The 22,265-nt window shown below is 41.0% G+C and carries 21 protein-coding genes; 5 read left to right on the top strand and 16 right to left on the bottom strand.

The annotated features are described in order from the left end of the window. Positions 1–159: 159 nt before the first annotated feature. Entirely contained in the window at positions 160–708 is a 549-nt protein-coding gene (locus J1G40_RS14905; protein WP_265243455.1) for a YybH family protein, read from the bottom strand. A gap of 118 nt (positions 709–826) precedes the next feature. Between J1G40_RS14905 and J1G40_RS14910 the strand changes: the two genes are divergently transcribed. Further along, the gene (locus tag J1G40_RS14910; protein ID WP_265243456.1) at positions 827–1,012 is read left to right on the top strand and encodes a hypothetical protein; all 186 of its coding nucleotides are present in this window, start codon (positions 827–829) and stop codon (positions 1,010–1,012) included. A gap of 117 nt (positions 1,013–1,129) precedes the next feature. Here J1G40_RS14910 and J1G40_RS14915 read toward each other — a convergent pair whose 3' ends face one another. The 6 genes from J1G40_RS14915 to J1G40_RS14940 form a co-directional block, all read right to left on the bottom strand. Next, positions 1,130–2,278 (bottom strand): tyrosine-type recombinase/integrase, encoded by a 1,149-nt coding sequence (locus tag J1G40_RS14915; RefSeq protein WP_265243457.1) that lies wholly within the window; start codon positions 2,276–2,278, stop codon positions 1,130–1,132. A 128-nt stretch (positions 2,279–2,406) separates the two neighbouring features. Further along, positions 2,407–3,879 (bottom strand): IMP dehydrogenase, encoded by a 1,473-nt coding sequence (gene guaB / locus J1G40_RS14920; protein ID WP_265243458.1) that lies wholly within the window; start codon positions 3,877–3,879, stop codon positions 2,407–2,409. Positions 3,880–3,943: 64 nt separating this feature from the next. Further along, positions 3,944–4,447, bottom strand: coding sequence for a hypothetical protein (locus J1G40_RS14925; protein ID WP_265243459.1), 504 nt, complete (start codon positions 4,445–4,447; stop codon positions 3,944–3,946). Then, positions 4,447–4,983, bottom strand: a complete 537-nt coding sequence (locus J1G40_RS14930) for an FMN-binding protein (RefSeq protein WP_265243460.1) — start codon at positions 4,981–4,983, stop codon at positions 4,447–4,449. Before J1G40_RS14930 ends, J1G40_RS14925 begins: the two co-directional genes overlap by 1 nt. 430 nt (positions 4,984–5,413) lie before the next feature. Continuing rightward, positions 5,414–6,592, bottom strand: a complete 1,179-nt coding sequence (locus tag J1G40_RS14935) for a porin (RefSeq protein WP_265243461.1) — start codon at positions 6,590–6,592, stop codon at positions 5,414–5,416. 178 nt (positions 6,593–6,770) lie between these two features. Beyond that, entirely contained in the window at positions 6,771–7,637 is an 867-nt protein-coding gene (locus tag J1G40_RS14940; protein WP_265243462.1) for a hydroxymethylglutaryl-CoA lyase, read from the bottom strand. Positions 7,638–7,808: 171 nt separating this feature from the next. Between J1G40_RS14940 and J1G40_RS14945 the strand changes: the two genes are divergently transcribed. After that, positions 7,809–8,231: a Dabb family protein gene (locus J1G40_RS14945; RefSeq protein WP_265243463.1), complete on the top strand. Its 423-nt coding sequence runs from the start codon at positions 7,809–7,811 to the stop codon at positions 8,229–8,231. A gap of 243 nt (positions 8,232–8,474) precedes the next feature. Here J1G40_RS14945 and J1G40_RS14950 read toward each other — a convergent pair whose 3' ends face one another. The 4 genes from J1G40_RS14950 to J1G40_RS14965 all read right to left on the bottom strand — a co-directional run bounded on the left by J1G40_RS14950 (position 8,475) and on the right by J1G40_RS14965 (position 14,308). Beyond that, positions 8,475–9,515: a quinone-dependent dihydroorotate dehydrogenase gene (locus J1G40_RS14950; protein WP_265243464.1), complete on the bottom strand. Its 1,041-nt coding sequence runs from the start codon at positions 9,513–9,515 to the stop codon at positions 8,475–8,477. A gap of 77 nt (positions 9,516–9,592) precedes the next feature. After that, entirely contained in the window at positions 9,593–10,048 is a 456-nt protein-coding gene (locus J1G40_RS14955) for a hypothetical protein (protein ID WP_265243465.1), read from the bottom strand. 83 nt (positions 10,049–10,131) lie between these two features. After that, positions 10,132–11,361, bottom strand: a complete 1,230-nt coding sequence (locus tag J1G40_RS14960) for a pyridoxal phosphate-dependent aminotransferase (RefSeq protein ID WP_265243466.1) — start codon at positions 11,359–11,361, stop codon at positions 10,132–10,134. Between the two features lie 88 nt (positions 11,362–11,449). Further along, positions 11,450–14,308 carry a TonB-dependent receptor gene (locus J1G40_RS14965; RefSeq protein WP_265243467.1) on the bottom strand — a complete coding sequence of 953 codons (2,859 nt, stop codon included), beginning with the start codon at positions 14,306–14,308 and terminating at the stop codon, positions 11,450–11,452. A gap of 139 nt (positions 14,309–14,447) precedes the next feature. On the opposite strand from J1G40_RS14965, the gene pepT reads away from it, so the two are divergent. Both pepT and J1G40_RS14975 read left to right on the top strand, forming a co-directional pair. After that, positions 14,448–15,683 carry a peptidase T gene (gene pepT / locus J1G40_RS14970; RefSeq protein ID WP_265243468.1) on the top strand — a complete coding sequence of 412 codons (1,236 nt, stop codon included), beginning with the start codon at positions 14,448–14,450 and terminating at the stop codon, positions 15,681–15,683. Further along, positions 15,680–16,276 carry a YdeI/OmpD-associated family protein gene (locus tag J1G40_RS14975; RefSeq protein WP_265243469.1) on the top strand — a complete coding sequence of 199 codons (597 nt, stop codon included), beginning with the start codon at positions 15,680–15,682 and terminating at the stop codon, positions 16,274–16,276. Before pepT ends, J1G40_RS14975 begins: the two co-directional genes overlap by 4 nt. Before the next feature lie 130 nt (positions 16,277–16,406). On the opposite strand, the gene J1G40_RS14980 is transcribed toward J1G40_RS14975, so the two are convergent. The 5 genes from J1G40_RS14980 to nusB form a co-directional block, all read right to left on the bottom strand. Beyond that, the gene (locus J1G40_RS14980) at positions 16,407–17,027 is read right to left on the bottom strand and encodes a hypothetical protein (RefSeq protein ID WP_265243470.1); all 621 of its coding nucleotides are present in this window, start codon (positions 17,025–17,027) and stop codon (positions 16,407–16,409) included. 45 nt (positions 17,028–17,072) lie between these two features. Beyond that, positions 17,073–18,419, bottom strand: a complete 1,347-nt coding sequence (locus J1G40_RS14985; protein ID WP_265243471.1) for a Gfo/Idh/MocA family protein — start codon at positions 18,417–18,419, stop codon at positions 17,073–17,075. Positions 18,420–18,520: 101 nt separating this feature from the next. Further along, positions 18,521–18,808 (bottom strand): preprotein translocase subunit YajC, encoded by a 288-nt coding sequence (gene yajC / locus J1G40_RS14990; RefSeq protein ID WP_265243472.1) that lies wholly within the window; start codon positions 18,806–18,808, stop codon positions 18,521–18,523. A 21-nt stretch (positions 18,809–18,829) separates the two neighbouring features. Beyond that, entirely contained in the window at positions 18,830–19,312 is a 483-nt protein-coding gene (locus J1G40_RS14995; protein WP_265243473.1) for a DUF1573 domain-containing protein, read from the bottom strand. Positions 19,313–19,359: 47 nt separating this feature from the next. After that, a complete protein-coding gene (gene nusB, locus J1G40_RS15000) occupies positions 19,360–20,307 on the bottom strand; it encodes a transcription antitermination factor NusB (protein WP_265243474.1) in 948 nt (315 codons plus the stop codon). Between the two features lie 179 nt (positions 20,308–20,486). Between nusB and J1G40_RS15005 the strand changes: the two genes are divergently transcribed. Beyond that, complete coding sequence (locus J1G40_RS15005) at positions 20,487–22,241, top strand: ABC transporter ATP-binding protein (RefSeq protein WP_265243475.1); 1,755 nt, start codon at positions 20,487–20,489, stop codon at positions 22,239–22,241. The last annotated feature ends 24 nt before the right edge of the window (positions 22,242–22,265 follow it).

Raw genomic sequence — 22,265 nt, forward strand, 5'->3', positions numbered from 1 at the left:
CTCCTGTAAAACCTAGAGTACCTAAAGATATTTGCGCAAGAGTATTTAGTAAATCAGAATATTCCATTACATAATTTAGTTTATGACCTACAACGTCTCGTGTATGGTGCGTATCCCGAAGGGTATGCACTATACACATTGTTGTACCACGTATTTTTTTCAGTCATTTACTTGAACTAACTTTCCTTCTGGCATACTCATATCTCGATGTCCGCCAATTACAAGCCACTTGCCATTTTGCTTTACCATAAAATCACTCCATCTTAAAGTCCCTCTAAAGGTATTTCCCTTTGTTGGTCCATCAGGCATATCCTCACCATAATAAGTGAATGTTTCAGTATGTGTATAGTGTGCAATAGCTGATTTACCACCATCTAGTATTTCAATTTCTATGGGGGTAACCTCCATTTCTAAACACTCTTCTTCCGCCTTCATAATTTCCCAAAATTTGGCCATTCCTTCCTTTGTTGTCAATTCATTTTTTCTTGACTCCCATTTCTTCCAATCGGGATGGTGATAAGCCATATAAGTTTCAAAATCATTGTCCTTCCACGATTTAAATCTACCTTCAATTGCATCCCATACCTCTTTTTCAAGCTGTTCTTGACTTAACTCTTGGCTGTTGGTGGTATCTGATGTCTTTTCGGTTTCATTGCATGAATACAATAAAACAATCGGAATAATGATAAAGGAAAATAAATATCTCATGTTTCTATTTTTATGTGGTACAACGGTATTGTATATAAAAAGTGCGTCTTTTTAACGCACAATATTTTCAGTCGTGACTGATTGTTAAAAATAGGGGAGATCTCAAAGGTAGCGAAATTTGACGCATTTTTTATATGCTTTGTTACCCAATGGGGCGTTGCGATACCCTCGGGTTGAGGTATTGCCAACCCAGGCTGCCCCCACACAAACACGAGCCCCATCCCACCAGGTAAGGGAAGATGACCGCTGGCACCTGACAATAAGAACGGTTGACGAGCTCACAGCAATGACCAAACTCCCATAAACGGAATTTTCCGAGTAGTGATATTTTTCAGATAGCAATTATTGGATGGATTAGTTCGGAACAGAAAACGCCCTCGTGGGTAACTTGTTATATGCGCACTAAAATAGCACTTATCCCTTAGAAGTTTTGGGATAAGCGGATGTTTTTATTCTCTTTTTGGTTTTGTGTTATATCTTTTAAAACAAGGTCTAATGGGCTTTCTATTTGCAAAAGGTCTTTCTTACACACATGCGTATAGATCATAGTGGTTTCTGGTTTGGCATGACCAAGCAATTCTTGTATATAGCGTAAATCTATCCCCCGTTCCATCAAATGCGTGGCATAAGAATGCCTCAAAGTATGAGGTGTTACTTTTTTAGTGATTTTAGCTTGTCTGCAACTGCGTTTTAAGAAGGCTCTGATGCTGCTTGCACTATAGTTCTGCCCCTTTGCACCCTCTACAAAATACTTCTGTGGCCTGTAGCTGATTAAATAATTTTGTAAAAGTGGTATAAAACTTTTGGCCATAACCACATTTCTATCTTTCCTCCCTTTTGCATTTCTTATCAACACCTGGCCCCTGTCTACATCTATATGTCCTAGTTCTAATTGCAACAACTCCCCTATACGCAAACCACAGGAGTACATTAATGCAAGAACTGCACGGTGCTTTAGATTAGTAGTACTTCTTAGCAGGTCTATTATTTGTTGGGCACTAAGTACCTCGGGCAACTTTTTACTCTTTTTAGGGCGTGTTAGTTCATCGCCATTTATACTACACATAGGATAAAAAACCGCCAAATGTTTTAAGGAACTTATCAATTGCCGGTGTGTACTGATAGCAATTCTTTTGGTCTTTACAGTATATTGCACAAATAAACGTACCTCATAGTTTGTCACTACATCAAGGGGTTTCGGATGAATAAATTTTAAAAACTGCCAAACAAATCCCCCATAAACACTTATGGTGCTATGGCTATAACGTTTACCTCCCAGATAATCTCTGTAGGAAGTATTTAATAGAAGAGCGTCTTTTGAAGGGAATGCTAATTCTTGTTTTGACGTAAACTCCTCTTTAAAAGCCACATCATACCCCTCTTTTTTTAGATAAGCACTTAAGGCGACCTCAGAATGGCTTGAAAATGCAATATAAAATGCCCGATGTGTTCGGCTCCACTTAACACCAGGATATTTTTTTATGTACTCCTTTAGCTTATATGAATAATCAAAAACAATTTTGAGCTGCTCGGTCTTCCTGTGCTGAAATCGTTCAAAAGAAATAGTCATGGTCAAAAGAATTAACCAGACAAAATAGGGCGGTCCACTGCAATGAATCTGCAGTATTGATACTGTTTACTGCTCACTGTTTACTGCTAACTGATTATTGTTTATTGCTAATTGCTTATTGATTATTGTTAGCGGCTATAATTCGGAGATTCCTTGGTAATGGTAACATCGTGAGGGTGGCTCTCATTAATGCCACTTGCAGTGATTTTTACAAAGCGTCCGCCCTCCTGAAGGCTTGCAATATCCTTGGCCCCACAATAGCCCATCCCGGCACGCAGGCCTCCAACAAATTGGTGGATGCTTTCATAGAGTTCGCCCTTATAAGGTACCCGGCCCACTATCCCTTCAGGGACCAGTTTTTTAATGTCGTCTTCAACATCCTGAAAATAGCGGTCTTTACTCCCCTCTTTCATGGCCTCTACAGAGCCCATTCCGCGGTACGACTTAAACTTTCTGCCTTCGTAAATAATGGTTTCACCCGGAGATTCTTTGGTCCCTGCAAGCAAAGACCCCAGCATTACTGTATCTGCCCCGGCAGCTATGGCTTTTGGGATATCACCTGTATAACGGATCCCGCCATCTGCAATTACCGGAACCCCACTGCCTTTAATGGCCGCAGCAACTTCTAGCACGGCAGAAAACTGCGGAAACCCTACCCCGGCTACTACCCGGGTGGTACAGATAGAGCCTGGCCCTATACCTACTTTTACGGCATCAGCACCCGCATCTACAAGGTATTTGGCCGCTTCGCCAGTGGCAATATTACCTACTATTACCTCTAGCTCAGGAAACTTCTTTTTTACTTCTTTTAAAACAGCTACCACACCCTTGGTGTGCCCATGAGCAGTATCTATTACTATGGCATCTACTCCTGCCGTAACCAATGCCGAGGCCCTGTCTATTGCATCTGGGGTAACCCCTATTGCCGCTGCCACTCTAAGGCGGCCGTAGGTATCTTTACTAGCAATTGGTTTTTGGGTAAGCTTGGTAATATCTCTAAAAGTGATCAGGCCAACCAGCACATTGTCTTTGTTGACCACCGGTAATTTTTCGATTTTATTTTCCTGTAGAATGTCTTCGGCCTCCCCAAGTGAAGTGCCCTCTGCTACAGTTACCAGGTTAGCAGAGGTCATCACCTCCGCAATGGGCCGTTCATTATTCTTCTCGAACCTCAGGTCCCTGTTGGTTACTATGCCCAGTAATTTCTGCTGGTCATCAACAATAGGAATTCCTCCTATGCTAAATTCCTTCATATTGGCCTTGGCATCCCTTACTACTGAATCTAATGGCAGGGTTACCGGATCTATGATCATCCCGCTTTCTGCCCTTTTTACCTTACGCACCTTCATAGCCTGGCCCTCTATGCTCATATTTTTATGCAAGACCCCTATACCCCCTTCCTGGGCCATGGCAATGGCCATCTGAGATTCTGTCACCGTATCCATAGCCGCTGAAACAATGGGTACATTGATGGTAATATTGCGTGTAAATTTTGTTGCTATTCGAACTTCTCTGGGTAGTACTTCGGAGAAGGCCGGCACAAGGAGTACGTCATCATAAGTGAGACCTTCTCCCAGAATTTTGTTTAGGTGGGCTTCCATGGCAATTAAGGATTAATTGCGTGCAAATATAGTACTTTTTAAGGCAAGTACGGCACGTTATACATTAAGGTGTTTTAAGCGCAGATTTCTTCATCAGCTCTAACACTACCAGTAGCGTGGCAACGGCAAATGTAATGGTCATCAAAAACCCTGAAAAAATCACTACATACTTCATCCACAACATCCCCGTCCAGAGCAAATAGATGCCCCCGAATGTAAACACCACAGAAAAAAATGGTTCCAGTGTCAGGAACAATTTTACTTTTTTGGGCAGCTTTGTGAGCCATACCAGTATGCCTAACAGGAAAAAGATAAAAGACATAGACAAGATGTGGGTATGGATAATGGTGAGCATTTCCCTTTCACTCTTTTTAAATTTCATTACCGCGGCCTCTTCGTCTTCCTCGTTACCCAAATAATTCTCTTCTATGCCCTGGACGTCCGTAGAACTGGTCTGACTAACAAATAATAAGCCGGTATAAAAACCAATAGAAAGTACAATAACAAAGGCCCCAATAAACAACTTAATCCCTTTGGGGAAAGTCTGAAGCAGGCCGTCGTATTCCATTAAATTACCTTGTTTTCGTGAAGTATGCCCACGGTCTGAAGCAGCTTATCCATAGAAATGGTCATGGACCTGACAGAAATAGTAGCCCCGCTAATAGCATCTATATTGGTTTCGTGGTCTACCCGGTCTCCCCCGGTTTTTCCAAGGAATTGTTTTAACCATCTTTTGCTGCCAATTTCTCCTCCGTATTCCTCCCTGTAGATTAAAACTTTAGAATGAATTACTTTGAGTTCCGCATCAAATATCACCAGGTAATCAAACTGTGCAGTCTTACTGGGGGCTTTGTCTACAAAGGCATAGCCCAATAACCGATCCTCTTCGGATAATCTGAAGAAATTGTCTTCATTAATTTTTGAAGGGAGCTGATTATTTAGACTAACGGGTACTGTTACAGCTTCCATTGCCACAGTGGTAGTCTCAAATACCTTGGCTATCTCCTTATTTACTTTTTTCTGAATATTCTTAGGCAATCCAAACCCAAAAAAAAGCAAACTAAGCAGTACTAAAGCGATTGATATTTGGTTTCTCTGCCGCATGAAGCAAATGTATTAATTTAGATTAAATCTTAATAAGGAAAAGTTACTTTTTTTGTCATTTCCATGTCCTCGTGTTCCGATAAAAGCCTTATGGCATCAATACAAGAAAAAAGTCAAATACAAACTACCCATTTTTATTGACGCCAAGAGACTATACAATACTAGTTGGCTCATCGAGGTTTGTTTAAAATGCTACCAAAAATATGCCTGTTGTCAAAGACTTCAATTGCGGTAAAACCTTTTTCCGAAGGCAGGGAACAAGAGCGTTAAGAATTATTGAAGCCTTGGACGCCATTGATTTTAAAGGTACGGTGTACCTTTAAAATTATGGGCGAGATGATGCGGCAGACTCCATTAACAAAGTGCTCAAAGAATTTATTCTTTTCTTTTTTGGTGGACATTGCAAAAAAAGAAGAATCTCGGCAACTACCTAAAACCATACCCCTATCCCAAAATTTAGTCGGTCCTGTACATCATCCCCATCAAGAGCATTACTTCTAAACTGGTAATCTCCCTTAATTACCACTCCAGGAGCAATATGATAGGTGAGGCCTGTAGTTACATCTGTTCTGTCATAGGCCTGGTTCTCTTGAAGGGCACCTGCAGTACTGGCATGTGTATCAAACTGCTCATACCGAACAAAGGCAAACAGCTTTTGTGCATTGCCGATAGGTAAAAGATTAAAGGCTCCTTCAGCATACCAGCCCTGTAAGGCGCTTCCCAGATCTCTCCCGGTTAGGGTGTTGTACGCCTCTGTGTCCGAAAGCGATGCATGAATAAATTGTCCCCGGGCAGTAAAGCGCTGGTACGCATATCTGGCGTCCAGGCCTAACATAGCTATACCAATATTGGCACCATCTATTTCCTCTACCTCGTCTGCAGCCTGGGTGCTGCCAAAATAGGTAGAGAAGCCCAATCGCAATCCGGGGATACCGTAATAGTCTAACTTGGTAGAGAGGGTAGGGCTGTCTATAGTAGATTTGATGGCTTTTTGCCGCCCGCCTCTAAGGCCATTAGATCCTTTTAAAAACCCGGAAATACCTCCTTCACCATCTGCCTCAGTAGATTTAAAACCATTAAAAACATAGGCCTGGTACCCCAGAGAAATATCATTAAACCTTCCGTTAACCCCTATCCCGATTTCTCTCCAGGTAGTAGGTACAATGGCGTTATCCATTGCGGGGCGCTCTGTTCCGTTAAAGGTGGTGGGTTCGTGAAATTCGTTAACAATCCCCATGGGAACCAGCATTAACCCACCCCTAAGGCTTACATTAGCCCCTACATTGTAATTAACAAAGGCCTGCTCTACAAAAACCTCCTCCACATGTTCAAATTCTACTTCTGTAACAAACTGTGTTTTCTCATTAAACCGATATCCAAACAACAGCACCAGGCGTTGTACATCTAGCTCCCCATTATCTCCTTCGGGCTGGTTATATAAGATTTCCCCATAGGCGCCCACTGTAACTGCCGAGGCATAGTTACCGGACAATAAACGCTGGGCAGCATTAATTTGCTTTTGTGGGTCTAACATTATAGAATCTGTCTGGGTCTGGCTGTAGGTAAAAACAGAAAAAAGAAAGGCGAATACTAGAAATGACTTGTTCATAAATTGGTTGTTATGCTTATTTAGACTTAATATAAATAAATGAAGATTGAGGAGGCAAATTTAAACGCAATTTTGAATTCTGCAAAGTTTATTTAAAATAATTCTAAATAAATATTCAGATTTAACAATTGCCTTACTTATGACCCCTTAAGTATTGTGGTCATTGCTTCAATACCCCCTAATGATATTTAGAAAATAAGGCGGATGCCTTGTTATATGCCGCCTCAAAGACCATCCAGTTCACACCTGTATCTGCTTTTACAGAAGTAAAATAGGAAAGCATCTTCTCTGTAGGCATGTTCCCGGTGAGTTCGTCTTTGGCCATAGGGCAACCGCCAAAGCCCTGGACAGCGCCATCAAATCTCCGGCAACCGGCTGCATAAGCCGCAGCTATCTTTTCGTGCCATTTGGAAGGCGTGGTATGCAAATGTGCCCCGAATTCTATTTTCGGATAAGCCGGGATCAGGTTGTTAAACAGGTATTCTATAACATCGGGAGTAGAAGTACCTACAGTATCGGATAAGGATAAAATATTTACCCCCATCGCCGCGAGTTGCTCTGTCCACTCCCCCACTATTTCCACGTTCCAGGGATCTCCGTAAGGATTCCCAAACCCCATAGAAATGTATGTGACCACCTCTTTGTTGGAAGCAGCAGCTATATCCAAAATGGCCTTCAGTGTATCTACAGATTGGGCAATGGTCTTGTGCGTATTCCGCATCTGAAAATTTTCGGATATAGAAAACGGATAGCCTAAATAATTTATAGCTGCGTGCGTACTCGCCTCCTCTGCCCCTCTTACATTGGCCACAATAGCCAGTAATTTACTTTGTGTCTCTGACAGATCCAATTGCGCCAAAACCGATGCGGTATCAACCATTTGCGGGATGGCCCTGGGCGAAACAAAACTTCCAAAGTCTATAGTATCAAAGCCACAATTAAGTAAAGACTGGAGGTAAACTACCTTCTCTTCGGTAGGAATAAATGCCTTTATGCCTTGCATGGCATCTCTGGGGCACTCTATAATCTTCACCTTTTCTGACATAGCACGGTTTACTCTGGCACGATAAATTTACCACTATTTCTTCGATAATAACAGCTAAACCGCAACCCCAATTTGTACATTATTCCCCGTCTTTATTGCGGGCATATTCTCTCAATATCTGCAAAAATTTGACATTAATTCATTTTTCTTATCTTACGAAAATTTTTAACCATGAAAGCCACCAAATTTATCATCATGGCCATACTGGCCTTAGCCTCTCTGGGGTTTATATCGATGAACATAGAAGAAGAACCATTCCCATCAGTTCCTGAACCAAACATTATGGCAGACAGTGTTTTAAGACATGTGGTATTATTTAAATTTAAAGAAGGTACCGCTCCGGAAAAGATCACAGAAATTGAAAATGCCTTTGGGGCACTCCCTTCTAAAATCTCGGAAATCGCTGACTATGAATGGGGAATTAACAATAGTCCGGAAGGGCTCAATAAGGGGTTAACCCATTGCTTTTTTGTTACTTTTAAGTCCGAAGCCGACAGGGAAATTTACCTTCCTCATCCAGATCACCAGGCTTTTGTACAACTCTTAGGCCCCTCACTGGAAGATGTCACCGTTGTAGATTACTGGACCAAATAAATGCAATTAGCAATTAGCAATTAGCAATTAGCAATTAGCAATTAGCAATTAGCAAAATTACGTAATGTCCGTATTTACACGTTAATTCCATTGCTCATTGTTTATTGTTTACTACTTACTGTTTACTGAATTCTGATTACTGATTACTGCAATCCGCCGCATCATCTCGCAGCCTTTTTTAATTATCCACAGGATAATCAAAAAAGATCTCGTGTTTATTGTTTATTGTTTATTGCTTATTGTTTATTGTTTATTGGCTAAAATCGCCTTATTTATCCTCTTGATCAATCCCGGACCTTCATAAACAAATCCTGTCCATAGTTGCACAAGGTCTGCACCAGCCGCTAACTTCTCTAGCGCGTCCTCGGCAGAATGTATGCCACCCACCCCTATAATCGGGAAGGATTTATTGCTCCGCTCAGCTAAAAACCTAATCACTTCCGTGCTCTTCTTTGCTAAAGGTTGCCCGCTAAGCCCTCCTTTTTCCTCTGTAAGTAGTGCGTTCGACTTAAGATTATCCCTTTCGATGGTGGTATTGGTTGCAATAACACCATCTATAGCTGTCTGGTTTACAATCCATATGATATCCAGCAATTGGCTGTTGCTCAGGTCCGGAGCAATCTTCAGGAGAATGGGCTTTTCTTTGGTGTTGAGTTTTTGGGCCTGTTTGCGGTTCTCTACTTTAAGCTGACTCAATAATGCAGCTAAAGGTTCCTTATCCTGCAATTCTCTAAGTCCCGGGGTATTGGGAGAACTCACGTTGACCACAAAATAATCTACATGCTCAAAAAGTGCATCAAAACAAATGAGGTAATCTTTTGTAGCCCGTTCATTAGGGGTAAGTTTGTTTTTCCCAATATTGCCGCCAATAAGTACCTTATGATCTTTCTTTAACCTTTCCACGGCATCATATACCCCTCCATTGTTAAACCCCATTCTATTTATGATAGCCTTATCAGGTTTAAGCCTGAAAAGCCTTTTTTTAGGATTCCCTGCCTGTGGTTTGGGAGTAACTGTGCCTATTTCAATAAAGCCGAAACCGAAATGGGATAATTCATTATACAATTTGGCATCCTTATCAAAACCGGCCGCAAGACCTACGGGGTTTTTAAATTTCAATCCAAAAACCTCGCGTTCCAGACGCTTGTCTTCAAGAGCGTACATGCTTCTGAATAAAGGCGCAAACCCAATTTTTGAAAAGAATTTAATCAGTTTAAACGAAAGATGGTGTACTATTTCCGGATCTATAAGAAAAAAGAGTGGTCTGATGAGGGACTTGTACATTGCTAAGGAGAAATTTAGGCAAAAATACAAACTTCAAAAGAGTTATTCTTCTTTAAATGTCAATTTGTAAACCGGCCTTAATCAGGATTCTCCGGCTGGGGCTCGGCCTTAGCTGTAATAGATGGAGTAATAGGTTTGCGCAGCGCTTCATTGCAAAGCTCCGCATAACGCTGGTATTGCTTGGGGTTAAACAAGCCAAGCAATTTACTATCATAGCCTTTTGAAATTGCCAGCATCTTATCTTTTAAGACCTTGTATTTTTTTGCAAGTGTCTCAAGATCTTCCTGGGTACTCTGAGGGTGTTTCTCTAATAGCACCTTAATCTCATCTTCAATTAACTTGTTCTGTGTTTGAAGCTCCCCAATCCACATTTCCATGGTATTTTTTTGTTCTTCATTCAGTTGAAAAACCTGTATCAACACAGCTGTGTCTTTCCCCCCAATACTAAGTGTACAATCTGGTAATTGAGCACTGGCATTTATGCCGGTAAAAAGTGCAGCCATAATTAATCCGAATGCAAATGATTTCTTCATGTAATAGCCTTTATCGAAATATATCCTCTATATATAAACTGCATTAATCTTTAAAAATTATGTATTTCTCTTCCAATTTATTACTATCCCAAACCGGAAAGCCAGCTACCTATTAATTGAATTCCGGTAACCGTATTTACCGCATCTCTTTCCAAATTAAATATACTATCCGCTGCCGGCACATTAAAATCTACATAAGCCAATCTGGCCACCAATTGGTCCTGTTCAAAACCAAAAGCTGTCCCGGGTAGCAATGCCACCCCGGTTTCTAGTAATAATCGGCTGCAAAGCTCAGTAGAAGTTGCAATTCCTGCCTTGTGCAATCTTTCTTTATGTCGGGAAAAGTCCGGGAATAGATAAAAACCTCCTTCCGGAGGATGTAGAGCAATATCAACAGCTGTTAAACCATTATAACAATAATTACCCACCTCCTTATAGATCCGGATCTGCCTGTCTACATAATCCATAGATGCTTTAAACCTGCCATAAGCCACTTTGGCTGCCATTTGAACGGGTACCGGGGCACAGGAATAGGTTTCAGAGGCTATTCCGATCAGCGCTTGTTTAAATTCCGGTTCGATGTTATCATATAACATGGCCACACCTAATCGCCATCCTCCTGCACCACACCATTTGGACAAACCTGTTGTAGTAATTGTTTTCTCCGGATAATAGGTTGCAAAAGATGCATGAGAACTACTATGGTCTAACAAACCATATATCTCATCAGAAATTACCAGGATATCCAGTTGCCTTGCGACAGCTGCAATTGCTTTGAGTTCCTCTTCGGTATAAGTAAGCCCGTCCGGATTGCCCGGGTAGTTCAGAATTAGAATTGAAGCCTTGTGCTTTTTGGACTGGGCGGCTTTTAGTAGAAGTTCTCCGTTAATTCTCCATTTTTCATCAAAAGATGTTGGAACTTTAATACTATTATGTCCGGCCAGTTCTGCCTGCGGTTCATAGGATACCCAGGCCGGGGCAGGAATAAAAACATCGGCTTTCTCGAAAGCCATTAGCACGGCATACAACAAGATTTTTGAACCCGGTGCCACTAATATATTATCCGGGCTAGCCTTTAATCCGTTATGGGCAGCATGGAATTTTGAAATATGTGCCCTGAGCTCAGCATCACCCTGAACAGAGGAATATTCCTTGCGATCAACCGCATCTTTCAGTGCCTGCATAACCGGCTCCGGGGGCAAAAAGGGCGACTGTCCAAAACCAAATTTGATTACTTTTTTGTTCTGAGACGCCAACTTTTTGGATTGGGTATTAATCAGCAGGGTCTGTGATTCTAATATTTGCCTGAACATCTACAATACTTATTATCGCTATTATCTAATCAAAGCTAACAAAAAAAGCCGCCTTTTCAGGCGGCTTTGCAATAGGTAATTAGATTATTTAGTTGAGTTTAAAGCTTAACCTTGCAAACAGGTGTCTACCATTGGTTCCAAATTGTACAGATCTTCTGGAATATACAAACCTTCCGCTAGATCTGAACGCCGGGTCGTTCTCATCCGGGTACACATCAAGCAAATTGTTTGCTCCTACCACCAGTCTCAAATTATCAGAAACATTATATCCAATGGTCAGGTCGGTAATAACTTTCCCTCCAAAGGTAGTATCCACATTTGGATCATTATTGTTGGTAGCTTCCATTACCTCACCAAAATAACTGTTTCTTAAAAAGAAATTCCACTTGTCCCCTACAGTAAGGTTATTGGAAAAGGTACCCTTGGTAGTAGGCACGGCCGATTCCAGATAAATTCTACTGGTAGGATCAAAATAAGTATCTGATAGTCCGGCATTAGCCACAGCTGTTGGCACTTTTACACTCTCCACTGAAGTTTCAGAAAAGGTGAATGCCAGGATATTATCTATCCTAACATTATCCGATATATTGGCAGAATGATCAAGAACTATATCCAAACCTTTGGTCTGCGTATCTACACTATTGGCAAAGAAAGCCGCCCTGCTTGCATTGGCCTGAGCAAATAAGATAGCAAGTTCAGGATCTCCCCCGTCATCGAACTGACCTGTCAGGATAACCCTGTCGTCTATATTAACCAGATACCCATCCAGGGTAATCTTAAGATTGGCAGAAGGAACATTTGCAGTAAATCCTGCAGTTAAACCAAATGAGGTTTCTTCTTTCAGGGACTCAATACCTAAAATTCTGGCTACCCTGGAAGTGTTTGGAAATATCCCAACCTCATTGGGAACACCATCAACAAACAAAGTAGAAGTAGAATTAAAATGAATTTGGTGTAAAGAAGGCGCTCTAAAACCGGTTTGTAAACCACCTCGAATGTTAAAATTATCGGAAGCTTTAATTCTTGTCGCAAGTTTAAAATTAGTAGTTCCACCAAAATCAGAATAGTTTTCGTAACGCACTGCACCACTCACTAAAATAGACTCGGTAAAATCTGCTTCAATGTCAAAATACCCTGCAACCGAGTTTCTGAATGCATCTACCTCGTTTTCTGGTTTGAACCCCGGAAATACCTGTATCCCTCCTGGCCGGCTACTTCCAAAGAAATCTGTAGGAACTACAGATGAAGGGTCGGTAGGATCGTGTACATTACCTTGTATATTATACTGTGCATAGGAAGATTCTTCCCCTGCTACGATGGCGTAATTCTCTACCCGGTACTCTGCTCCAAAGGCAATGTTTAAGCCCGCCATTACATCGTCAAAAAACTTATTTACATCAAAGTTAGTGGTATTCTCGCTATAATTAAATCCACCTGAATCGGCTTCAAAGGGCGTAGAATTGGCCAAAGATGCGTTGTTAGAATTGGTTATTCTATAAAGAAAAGAGTTCTGCCCGAATGTGTTACTAAAGTCAACATTCCACCCGTCACCTACTTCTCCTTTAATGCCTATAGAGGCTGATTTATCTGTGATATTTGAGTTAATTTGTGGTAAAAAGCCATTTATATAGGCCGGGGTATACGCCCTTGATTGATAGGGTAAACGATAAAATCCGGTTGCAAAACCATTTTTGTATCCAAGACCTCCAAAACCATATAGTTCAGATTTTTCGCCTAATGGAATAGACATATTTGCAAAAAATTGTGCCCCTCTCAATTCAGACTGGCCAACATTCATATTGTAATCACTTCTCACCTGGCCCCGGGCTCCTAATTCTGCTTCTGTAACATCAGCACCCAATATGGTCCTTAAGTCGTCCTGTGTTTCTCCGCCGGTCAGGCTTACACCTGCTGCACCAGCATATTGAAAAATATCTGCAAAATCGTCGTCTAATAATAAGGAGGTGTCATAACCGTCTGCGGAGGCAACTCTTTCTATTGAGTTATAGGCATTAAAAATTTGCCCTTCCCATTCTTGCATTCTGTTGGTCAGGCCGCGGTAATTGAAATTTCCGGTGAAATTAATATATCCGCCATCCTCTCCAATTGGCAGCCCATAATTGAGGCCCAAATTTATTTTTTCGCCGTCCACACTTTTAGACGGGCCGGCTTCACTTGTAAAGTTAGCCCCTGTGGTAACATCTACCTCTAGTTGATCTGTAGTGTTCTTTAAAACAATATTGATAACCCCGGCAATGGCATCAGACCCGTATTGGGCTGCCGCGCCATCGCGTAAAATTTCAATCCTCTTAATAGAATTGGCTGGGATAGCGGTCATATCTGTCCCTACTGCTCCCCTTCCAAAGGTACCATTCACATTCACCAGTGCCGTTTTATGCCTGCGCTTACCATTTATAAGCACCAACACCTGATCAGGGCCCAAACCTCTCAGGGAAGCCGGGGCAATATGATCTGTCCCATCAGAAATAGATTGTGGATTAGATGAGAAAGAAGGTGCCGCATAATTAAGGATTTCAGTAACCGTTATCTGTGGTGATGTCTGTGCCAATTCGGAAACGTCCAGGACGTCTACTGGAACGGGGGTATCAGTTGCTACCCTGTTAGGGTTTCTTGATCCAATTACCACCACATTGTCCAGGGACAATCCTGATGTCAGGACAATGTTCATCACAGAACTGTCTATGACAACAGTTTTAGTCTCGTAGCCAATGTAGGAAACGACCAGGGTATCACCAACTGCCGCATCATCTATGGTAAAATTTCCATCAAAATCGGTAGTTGTACCCACATTTGTACCTTGCTTTACTATAGATGCTCCAACGAGAGGTTCCCCATCAGTATCCGTAATTGTACCCGTAACCTGGGCAAATAGGGCCCCGGAGGTAAGCAAAGCAAATACAATACTTAAAAAGTAGTTTTTGTTCATAAGGTTTTGTTTTGAGTTAAATAATTCTAATAAGGTACATAAATATTTTTATAGCGAATTACTTATGTTAACACTCCGCGGCCTATTTACAGGCGTTTGCTTACTAACATTGTCGTAAATTTGAAATAAAACAACTTTAATGAAAGGTATTATTGAGCGGTTTATTAGCTATGTCAAAATAGATACCCAAAGCGATCCAAATTCCAACACTACCCCCAGCACTGAAAAACAGTGGGATTTGGCAAACAAACTGGTAAAGGAACTAAAGGCGATGGGCCTGCAGGAAGTCAGCATAGACGAAAATGCCTATGTCATGGCAACCTTAGCCGCTAATAGCACGGCAGACATCCCCACCATAGGGTTTATCTCTCACTTCGATACCACTCCTGATTTTTCGGGCACCAATGTAAAACCTCGAATTATTGAAAATTATGACGGGAGCGACATCGTATTAAATGCTGACAAGAACATAATTCTTTCCCCCGATTATTTTGAAGAACTACTTTTCTACAAAGGACAGACACTTATTGTTACTGATGGTACTACCCTCCTTGGTGCCGATGACAAGGCAGGGATAACCGAAATCATGGAGGCCATACAATTTTTAATTAACCATCCGGAGATAAAACATGGGAAGATCCGCATAGGGTTTACCCCCGATGAAGAAATTGGACGGGGAGCTCACAAATTTGATGTGGATAAATTTGGGGCGGCCTGGGCCTATACCGTTGACGGGAGTAGAATTGGGGAATTGGAATATGAAAACTTTAATGCGGCGGTTGCAAAAGTAAAGGTCGTTGGTAAAAGCGTACATCCCGGACATGCAAAAGGCAAAATGGTAAATGCCACAACCATCCTGAACAAATTCATCTCCCTGTTGCCAGAAAATGAAGTCCCTGAACACACCTCGGACCGGGAAGGGTTTTATCATATTTATCATCTAAAGGGTGAAATTGAACATGCTGAATTGGAAATGATCATCCGGGATCACGACAAGCAAAAATTTGAAGAGCGCAAGCAATTGTTAAACACCCTGGCTGGCCAGATAAACGAAGTTCATGGCCATAACCTTAACCTGGAAATTAAGGATCAGTACTACAACATGAAAGAAAAGGTAACCCCTGTCTTCCACATTGTAGAAATTGCAAAAGAAGCAATGGAGGCCTTGAATATCACACCAGTAATTCAGCCCATAAGAGGGGGTACAGATGGCTCACAACTAAGTTATATGGGCCTTCCCTGCCCCAATATTTTTGCGGGGGGGCATAATTTTCATGGCAAATACGAATTTATAGCGGTGGAGAGTATGCAAAAGGCCGTTGAAGTTATCGTAAAAATTTGCGAACTTACTGCTGCTAAATACAGTGAGTCATGAGTGCAGAAAAAATTGAGGCGTACTTTGCCAAAGAACATCCTTTTAAAGAAGGGATAGCCACTTTAAGAAAAATTGCCCTGAAAACCAATATGGGTGAAACACTAAAATGGGGATCTCCCGTGTACACTGTAGATGGCAAAAATGTACTTGGGATTCTTGCTTTTAAAAATCATTTTGGCATTTGGTTCTTTAACGGGGTGTTTTTAAGCGACCCTAAAAATGTACTCGAAAATGCCCAGGAAGGAAAAACCAAAGCCATGCGGCATTGGAAATTTACAGCCAATGATGCCATTGACCAGGCAGCAGTATTGGCCTATATAAATGAGGCTATTGAAAACCAGAAGAAGGGCCTGGTGGTAAAAGCTGAAAAAAATACGAAGAAGATTATAGTTCCGGTATTGTTAAAGGAAGCTTTTGCCAAAAACAAATCAATGCAGTCCAAATTTGAGACGCTCTCCCCAGGCAAACAAAGAGATTATTGCGAATTTATCAGCACGGCAAAACAGGAAAAGACCAAATTAACTCGTCTTGAAAAGATTACGCCTATGATTCTTGATGGTGTTGGGCTTAATGACAAATATCGTAAATGCTAAGGACCCTTTGCTGGTGCGGCTATATATCGGTCAAGGCTATGATTTGGCCTTATGGGACTTATGTAGGAACTTTTTGAAGTTATCATTATGCTGGGGCTGAATTATCAATAGCAGGATGAAAATTCATTTTTTAAGTGTATAACGAAATTGCCCAGGCCGTATAGAACCAGGCCAATCCGGCCCAGCTTATTGGATGAATTCTTCTTAATGTTTGCCAATCATAGATAAAGAATGAAGCAAAAAAAGTATGCCATACCAGAACATAGAAAAGCTCCCAATTGTCTACCAGAAACACCTCAGAAACCCTACCTATTATGGGTTCTATAGGCAATACTATAGCCCAGAAAACAAACCTTTTATGTTTTGTGGCATTTTTTCTGTGTAAATATGCCAACAAGATAAAAGTAGCAAAACTTAGCATGAGCAGCCTGTTGGCCTTTACAAAGGGTTCCATAGCTTCCCATCCCTTGAATATTGCTATAAAAATATAGAGAGTGCTCACAAAGACAGCTATTGCCAGAATAAAACCAACCCTTCCCCATTTCATATGAGCATTAATCTTTTTTCTAAGAATGAAATAGGACTGGGCCAAAAATGTCCCAAACCACGCAAACATCAATAATCCATGGATAATAAACTTTGGGTCACTGTTGCTTTCCTGGCCGATATCGGTAATTAAATTATCTGAGAATGCGATGAAGGAAAGAATTAGAAGTAAGGAACTCACAACGGTGAAGTAATATTTCTTCATTCCTTAAATTATTAATGTAGTCCAAAGTGGGTCCCCATAACAAGCCTATTTAGGTAATTCCCATCCATTGTGATAGCTAGCTTCTGTAATTTTATTGGCCGCAGCATCTGTAAATTTGCCCTTTTCCTGATCCCAATAAACTCTGTTCCCGGTTTTGTAGGCTACATTGCCCATATGAGAAACCAGGGCCGTTTCATAACCCACTTTTATCGGGGCATTTAGCTGGGAGGCATCCCGGCTTTTAACCGCTTCGATAAAATTAACCGTATGCAGATCTAAACCGCTACCCTTGTTCTGCTGTATCGGCAACCTTTCCATCTTGGGTATCCCGTCTTTTCCCCAGCCCTGAAATTCCTTTTCCGGAATTACCTCCCATCCACCTCTGTCTAACACAAGGGTTCCGTTATTACCAATAAACGCAATCCCGTGATTACGTCCGTAATTACCTCCATCTATCCCGGTTGCGTGTTCCCATAAAATGGAAAAGTCATCATATTCAAAAACCGTTTGTAGTGTATCAGGAGTTTCGGAGGCATCTTCGGGGTAGGCAAATTTGCCCCCAATAGCCATAACAGATTTAGGAGTACCCGCTTTCATACCATAAAGGGCATAATCTATCAGGTGTACGCCCCAATCTGTCATTAGCCCGCCCGCATAGTCCCAAAACCATCGGAAATTAAAATGAAATCTATTTTGGTTAAAAGGCCGCATAGGTGCCGGACCAAGCCACATGGCATAGTCAACGCCCTCCGGACTGGCCGTATCTGCCAATATAGGTACGGGTTTCATCCATCCCTGGTACGCCCATGCCTTAGCCAACCTGATTTCTCCCAACTGACCCGAATGCACAAAATTAATAGCATCTACAAAATGCGGCTGGCTCCTCTGCCATTGGCCAATCTGTACCATACGATCACTGGCATTAACAGCATTGAACATAAGATTACATTCCTGAATGGAATTGGCAATGGGTTTTTCGCAGTATACATCTTTCCCTGCTTTGATGGCGTCTGTCAGTTGTAAACAATGCCAGTGGTCCGGGGTACCAATTACCACCACATCAATATCCTTATTCTCCAGTAATTTCCTGTAGTCATTATACCATTTAGGCTTTTTGATCCCCGCTTTTTCTAATTCAGCGGTACGGCGCTCCAATACTTTTTTATCTACATCACACAAGGCTACTACACTAACTTCACTTATTTTAAGCAAGGAAACAAGATCGGAAAAGCCCATTCCATTGCATCCTATCAGGCCTACGTTTATACGGTCATTAGGGCCTACCTTTTTTCGAAGTACAGCCAGCAGCTCTGTCGGGAATAAAAAGCTGGCTCCTGTACCCATAATAGCAAGGGAACTGTGTTTTAAAAATTTTCTTCTGGATCTGCTCATAATTACGCCTTTTTATAGAGAGTTAATATACGTATTTATGACAATGGTATAAAAAAAAACACCGGTTAAACCGGCGTTTTATTATTTAGGTATAAGCTGTACTATTTCTCCTTGGGAGCATTTAACTTCCTGCTCATTTCCATGGAGATCGCTGAACGGTCAAATTTAAGTCTGCCCGCCATAGTCTCTATGATACAAGATAAGTCTTTGTCGTTCAGATCAATTATTTTCCCGTGTAAACCACTTTTGGTTATTACTTTATCTCCTTTTTTAAGTGCCGCAGCAAATTTCTTTTCATCTTTCTGACGTTTCATTTGAGGGCGTATCATAAAGAAGTACGCCACTGCAAATATCAAGATCATAGGAAGAAACTGTCCTATATCGTTCATAGTGTTCTGTGTCTTTGGTTATTACTTTACCGGCCCTATCGCAGCGGTACTTGCTCCAGTTTTTGGATTTACAAATGCCTTAATCCTGAGAATCTCAGAACCTTTTTCAGTATTGGCGCTAACCGTTATACTTTTGGTCACCTGATTTTGACCGGAACCGTTAAATTTCACCAAAAGTTCTCCTGATTCTCCGGGAGCAATTGGCGTATTTTTGGGATATTCCGGCACCGTACAACCACAGCTACTGGTTGCATTTGTAATTATTAGTGGTGCATTACCTGTATTGGTAAACTTAAATTTGGTTTCTTGAGCAGCACCTTGTTCTATAGTACCAAAATCGTGTTCGGCCTTATCAAAACTCATCACTGGCAGATTCTTGGCTGCAACATCTCTTTCGGCCGCCACCTCAACATTGGCAGCATTTATTTTGTTAGAAGCCTTCTCTTTACAGGAAACTAACGAAACGATAGCTACCAGACTTAAACCTAAAACTATTCTTCTCATTTTTGATTGTTTTATCTATTTAAACGGCAAAATTAAGGAATAATTATTTACAATAGGCCGCGACCTGATTTTTTAAGTTTTCCTTCACTCTTGTATTCGCGTACTAATTTGTCCAGAATACCATTGATAAAAATACTGCTTTTGGGGGTAGAATATTCCTTGGCAATCTCTAAATATTCATTTATTGTTACCCTTTCCGGGATAGATGAAAAGTTAAGCAATTCACAAATTGCCATCTTCAATAATATGGCATCAATATCTGCAATACGGTCCTTATCCCAATTGGGGGTTTTACCCTCTATCTCCTTCACCAATTCAGCATTATTCAGCAAGGTTTTAGTAAGCAGTTTTTTAGCAAATTCCAGATCATCCTTATCCTTTAACAATCTGGGTACATAAAATGACGAAGATTGCTTTTCCCTGGCTTTTTTAAATTGCTTTAGGATAAAGGTATTTACCAGCGGTATATCATCTACCCAGGTAAGTTTATCATCCTCAAAATACTCATAGATCTTGTCGTTAGGAGCAATGACTTCCTTAAAGAGGTCTTCCAGCAGCTCCCTGTCCTCCTCAAAGGAGCTTTGGGCACTGGACATGTATTTGTCATAAAGGCTGCTTTCAACGATTTCCTTATATACAATTTTGACATACTCCTCGTTCAGGTACCAGTTGTTGAGTTTGCGCTTGTTTAACTCATTTTCCAAAAGTTCGTTCCGGACGATTTGCAGCAAAGCTTTGTTGTTCAAAAATTTCTCCTGATCGGGGTATTTGTCAGCCGCGGTAGACATGTATTTTGTTGAAGCATGGGATACATGTTTCCCGGCCATTTTATGCAATTCTTTTAAAAGACTAAGAATCAGCAGATATAAAGTAAAAGTATTATCGATACTCACCTTTAAAAATTTCTCCTGCTTTTCCAGTGAATTATCAGCAGACTGGGTCAGGGCATAAATGCATTGCATAACTTTTACCCTAATTTGTCTTCTTGTTAGCATTTAAAAGAACTTTATTTTTGATTGCATCTTAATGAGCTGCAAAAATAACAATCTATTTTTAAACCTCCAGCATTAATTAAATACGTTATCTTATAAGTTTTATAACATTTCCTTTGTTACCAATCTGCTATCTTTGGCAAATTGTTTAATACACCATATCCGCTTAGCCAGCCAACTACATGAAGGAGCTTAAACATCTCAATAAATATTTCAGGAAATATTGGTCTAAATTACTGGTGGGTATTGTAATTACCATCATTGCCCGCATTTTTCAGCTGGTTATGCCCTCTTACGTTAAAAAGTCTATCGAGGTAGTAGAAAACTTTGTGGCGAATACCATTGACGAATCGGTTGCCAGATCGCTCCTCACAGAATATATTCTGATCATCGTAGGTGCAGCTTTGCTTTCCGGATTTTTTACATTTCTGATGAGGCAGACGATCATCAATGTATCCAGATATATAGAATACGACCTTAAAAATGAGGTATTTGATCATTATCAATTCCTGAGTCTGAACTTTTACAAGAAAAACAGAACAGGGGATCTTATGAACCGTATTAGTGAAGATGTAAGTCAGGTACGCCTGTATGCCGGCCCGGCTATAATGTATGGGATTCAGACTTTAACCCTATTTATCTGTTTAATTCCCCTTATGTTTATAAAGGCCCCAACAATTGCCTTCTATTCATTACTTCCATTGCCTATTCTCTCTGTGCTTATCTACCAGATCAGCAGGATTATCCATAAACGAAGTACAAGGGTCCAGGAATACCTTTCTACCCTGTCTACCTTTGCACAGGAATCTTTTTCGGGCGTTTCCGTGATAAAGGCTTATAGTCTGGAACCTCAATTAAATGAAGAAGTGAAGGTGCTGGCCATAGAAGGAAAAGATAAAAGTATGGACCTGGCCAAGGTTAATGCCTGGTTTTTTCCTTTGATGATCTTGCTTATTGGTATCAGCAATATTTTTGTGATATATGTAGGGGGCAAACAATATATAGATGGCGAAATAGCCTCAGTAGGGACCATAGCCGAGTTTATCCTTTATGTAAATATGCTGACATGGCCAGTGGCGATTGTAGGTTGGCTTACCTCTATTGTACAACGGGCAGAAGCTTCTCAAAAAAGAATAAATGAATTTTTAAAAGAAGCACCTTCAATCCAGAATACGGTTGTCCGCCCTACCCCTATTAAAGGTGAAATTGAATTTAAAAATGTAACCTTTACCTATGAAGACACACTGATTACGGCATTAAAAGATATTTCCTTTACGATTAAAGAAGGGGAAACAATAGCATTTATAGGGAAAACCGGATCTGGAAAATCTACTATCCTGGACCTGGTAGCAAGGCTCTATGATGTAAGTTCCGGTACTATTTTAATAGATGGCACCCCTATTAACGAGTTAAACATAAACAGTTTACGCTCTTCCATCGGAGCAGTCCCCCAGGATGCCTTTTTATTCTCCGATACCATAAAGAACAATATCAAATTTGGGAAAGAAGATGCCACAGATGAAGAGATTTTCACGGTTGCCAAGATGGCGGTGGTGCATGACAATATTCTTGGTTTTGCCAACCAATACAATACTATTTTGGGAGAAAGGGGGATCACCCTAAGCGGGGGTCAGAAACAACGGGTATCTATTGCGAGAGCGCTGTTGAAAGACCCTGAGATTTACCTGTTTGATGATTGTTTATCTGCCGTGGATACCGAAACGGAAGAGGCCATTTTGAACAATTTAAAAAAGGCCTCCAGAAACAGAACTACGCTGATTGTGAGCCATAGAGTTTCTTCAGCTAAAAACGCCGATAAGATCATAGTATTACAGGACGGAGCCATTTTACAAGAAGGCACTCATGATAGTTTACTAGCCAAGGGAGGCTACTACAAGGACCTCTACCAACACCAGCTGTCCGAGAAAGAAAACTAGAAAAATGTTGCTTCCTTAGCTTTT

The organism is Muriicola sp. Z0-33 (assembly GCF_026126425.1).
In the GTDB taxonomy this organism is placed as follows: domain Bacteria; phylum Bacteroidota; class Bacteroidia; order Flavobacteriales; family Flavobacteriaceae; genus JAFMPW01.

Bases quoted from the DNA above. Each gene is read 5' to 3' on its own strand.
- J1G40_RS14905 (WP_265243455.1), bottom strand. From the start codon at position 708: ATGAGATATTTATTTTCCTTTATCATTATTCCGATTGTTTTATTGTAT.
- J1G40_RS14915 (WP_265243457.1), bottom strand. From the start codon at position 2,278: ATGACTATTTCTTTTGAACGATTTCAGCACAGGAAGACCGAGCAGCTC.
- guaB (WP_265243458.1), bottom strand. From the start codon at position 3,879: ATGGAAGCCCACCTAAACAAAATTCTGGGAGAAGGTCTCACTTATGAT.
- J1G40_RS14925 (WP_265243459.1), bottom strand. From the start codon at position 4,447: ATGGAATACGACGGCCTGCTTCAGACTTTCCCCAAAGGGATTAAGTTG.
- J1G40_RS14930 (WP_265243460.1), bottom strand. From the start codon at position 4,983: ATGCGGCAGAGAAACCAAATATCAATCGCTTTAGTACTGCTTAGTTTG.
- J1G40_RS14935 (WP_265243461.1), bottom strand. From the start codon at position 6,592: ATGAACAAGTCATTTCTAGTATTCGCCTTTCTTTTTTCTGTTTTTACC.
- J1G40_RS14940 (WP_265243462.1), bottom strand. From the start codon at position 7,637: ATGTCAGAAAAGGTGAAGATTATAGAGTGCCCCAGAGATGCCATGCAA.
- J1G40_RS14945 (WP_265243463.1), top strand. From the start codon at position 7,809: ATGAAAGCCACCAAATTTATCATCATGGCCATACTGGCCTTAGCCTCT.
- J1G40_RS14950 (WP_265243464.1), bottom strand. From the start codon at position 9,515: ATGTACAAGTCCCTCATCAGACCACTCTTTTTTCTTATAGATCCGGAA.
- J1G40_RS14955 (WP_265243465.1), bottom strand. From the start codon at position 10,048: ATGAAGAAATCATTTGCATTCGGATTAATTATGGCTGCACTTTTTACC.
- J1G40_RS14960 (WP_265243466.1), bottom strand. From the start codon at position 11,361: ATGTTCAGGCAAATATTAGAATCACAGACCCTGCTGATTAATACCCAA.
- J1G40_RS14965 (WP_265243467.1), bottom strand. From the start codon at position 14,308: ATGAACAAAAACTACTTTTTAAGTATTGTATTTGCTTTGCTTACCTCC.
- pepT (WP_265243468.1), top strand. From the start codon at position 14,448: ATGAAAGGTATTATTGAGCGGTTTATTAGCTATGTCAAAATAGATACC.
- J1G40_RS14975 (WP_265243469.1), top strand. From the start codon at position 15,680: ATGAGTGCAGAAAAAATTGAGGCGTACTTTGCCAAAGAACATCCTTTT.
- J1G40_RS14980 (WP_265243470.1), bottom strand. From the start codon at position 17,027: ATGAAGAAATATTACTTCACCGTTGTGAGTTCCTTACTTCTAATTCTT.
- J1G40_RS14985 (WP_265243471.1), bottom strand. From the start codon at position 18,419: ATGAGCAGATCCAGAAGAAAATTTTTAAAACACAGTTCCCTTGCTATT.
- yajC (WP_265243472.1), bottom strand. From the start codon at position 18,808: ATGAACGATATAGGACAGTTTCTTCCTATGATCTTGATATTTGCAGTG.
- J1G40_RS14995 (WP_265243473.1), bottom strand. From the start codon at position 19,312: ATGAGAAGAATAGTTTTAGGTTTAAGTCTGGTAGCTATCGTTTCGTTA.
- nusB (WP_265243474.1), bottom strand. From the start codon at position 20,307: ATGCTAACAAGAAGACAAATTAGGGTAAAAGTTATGCAATGCATTTAT.
- J1G40_RS15005 (WP_265243475.1), top strand. From the start codon at position 20,487: ATGAAGGAGCTTAAACATCTCAATAAATATTTCAGGAAATATTGGTCT.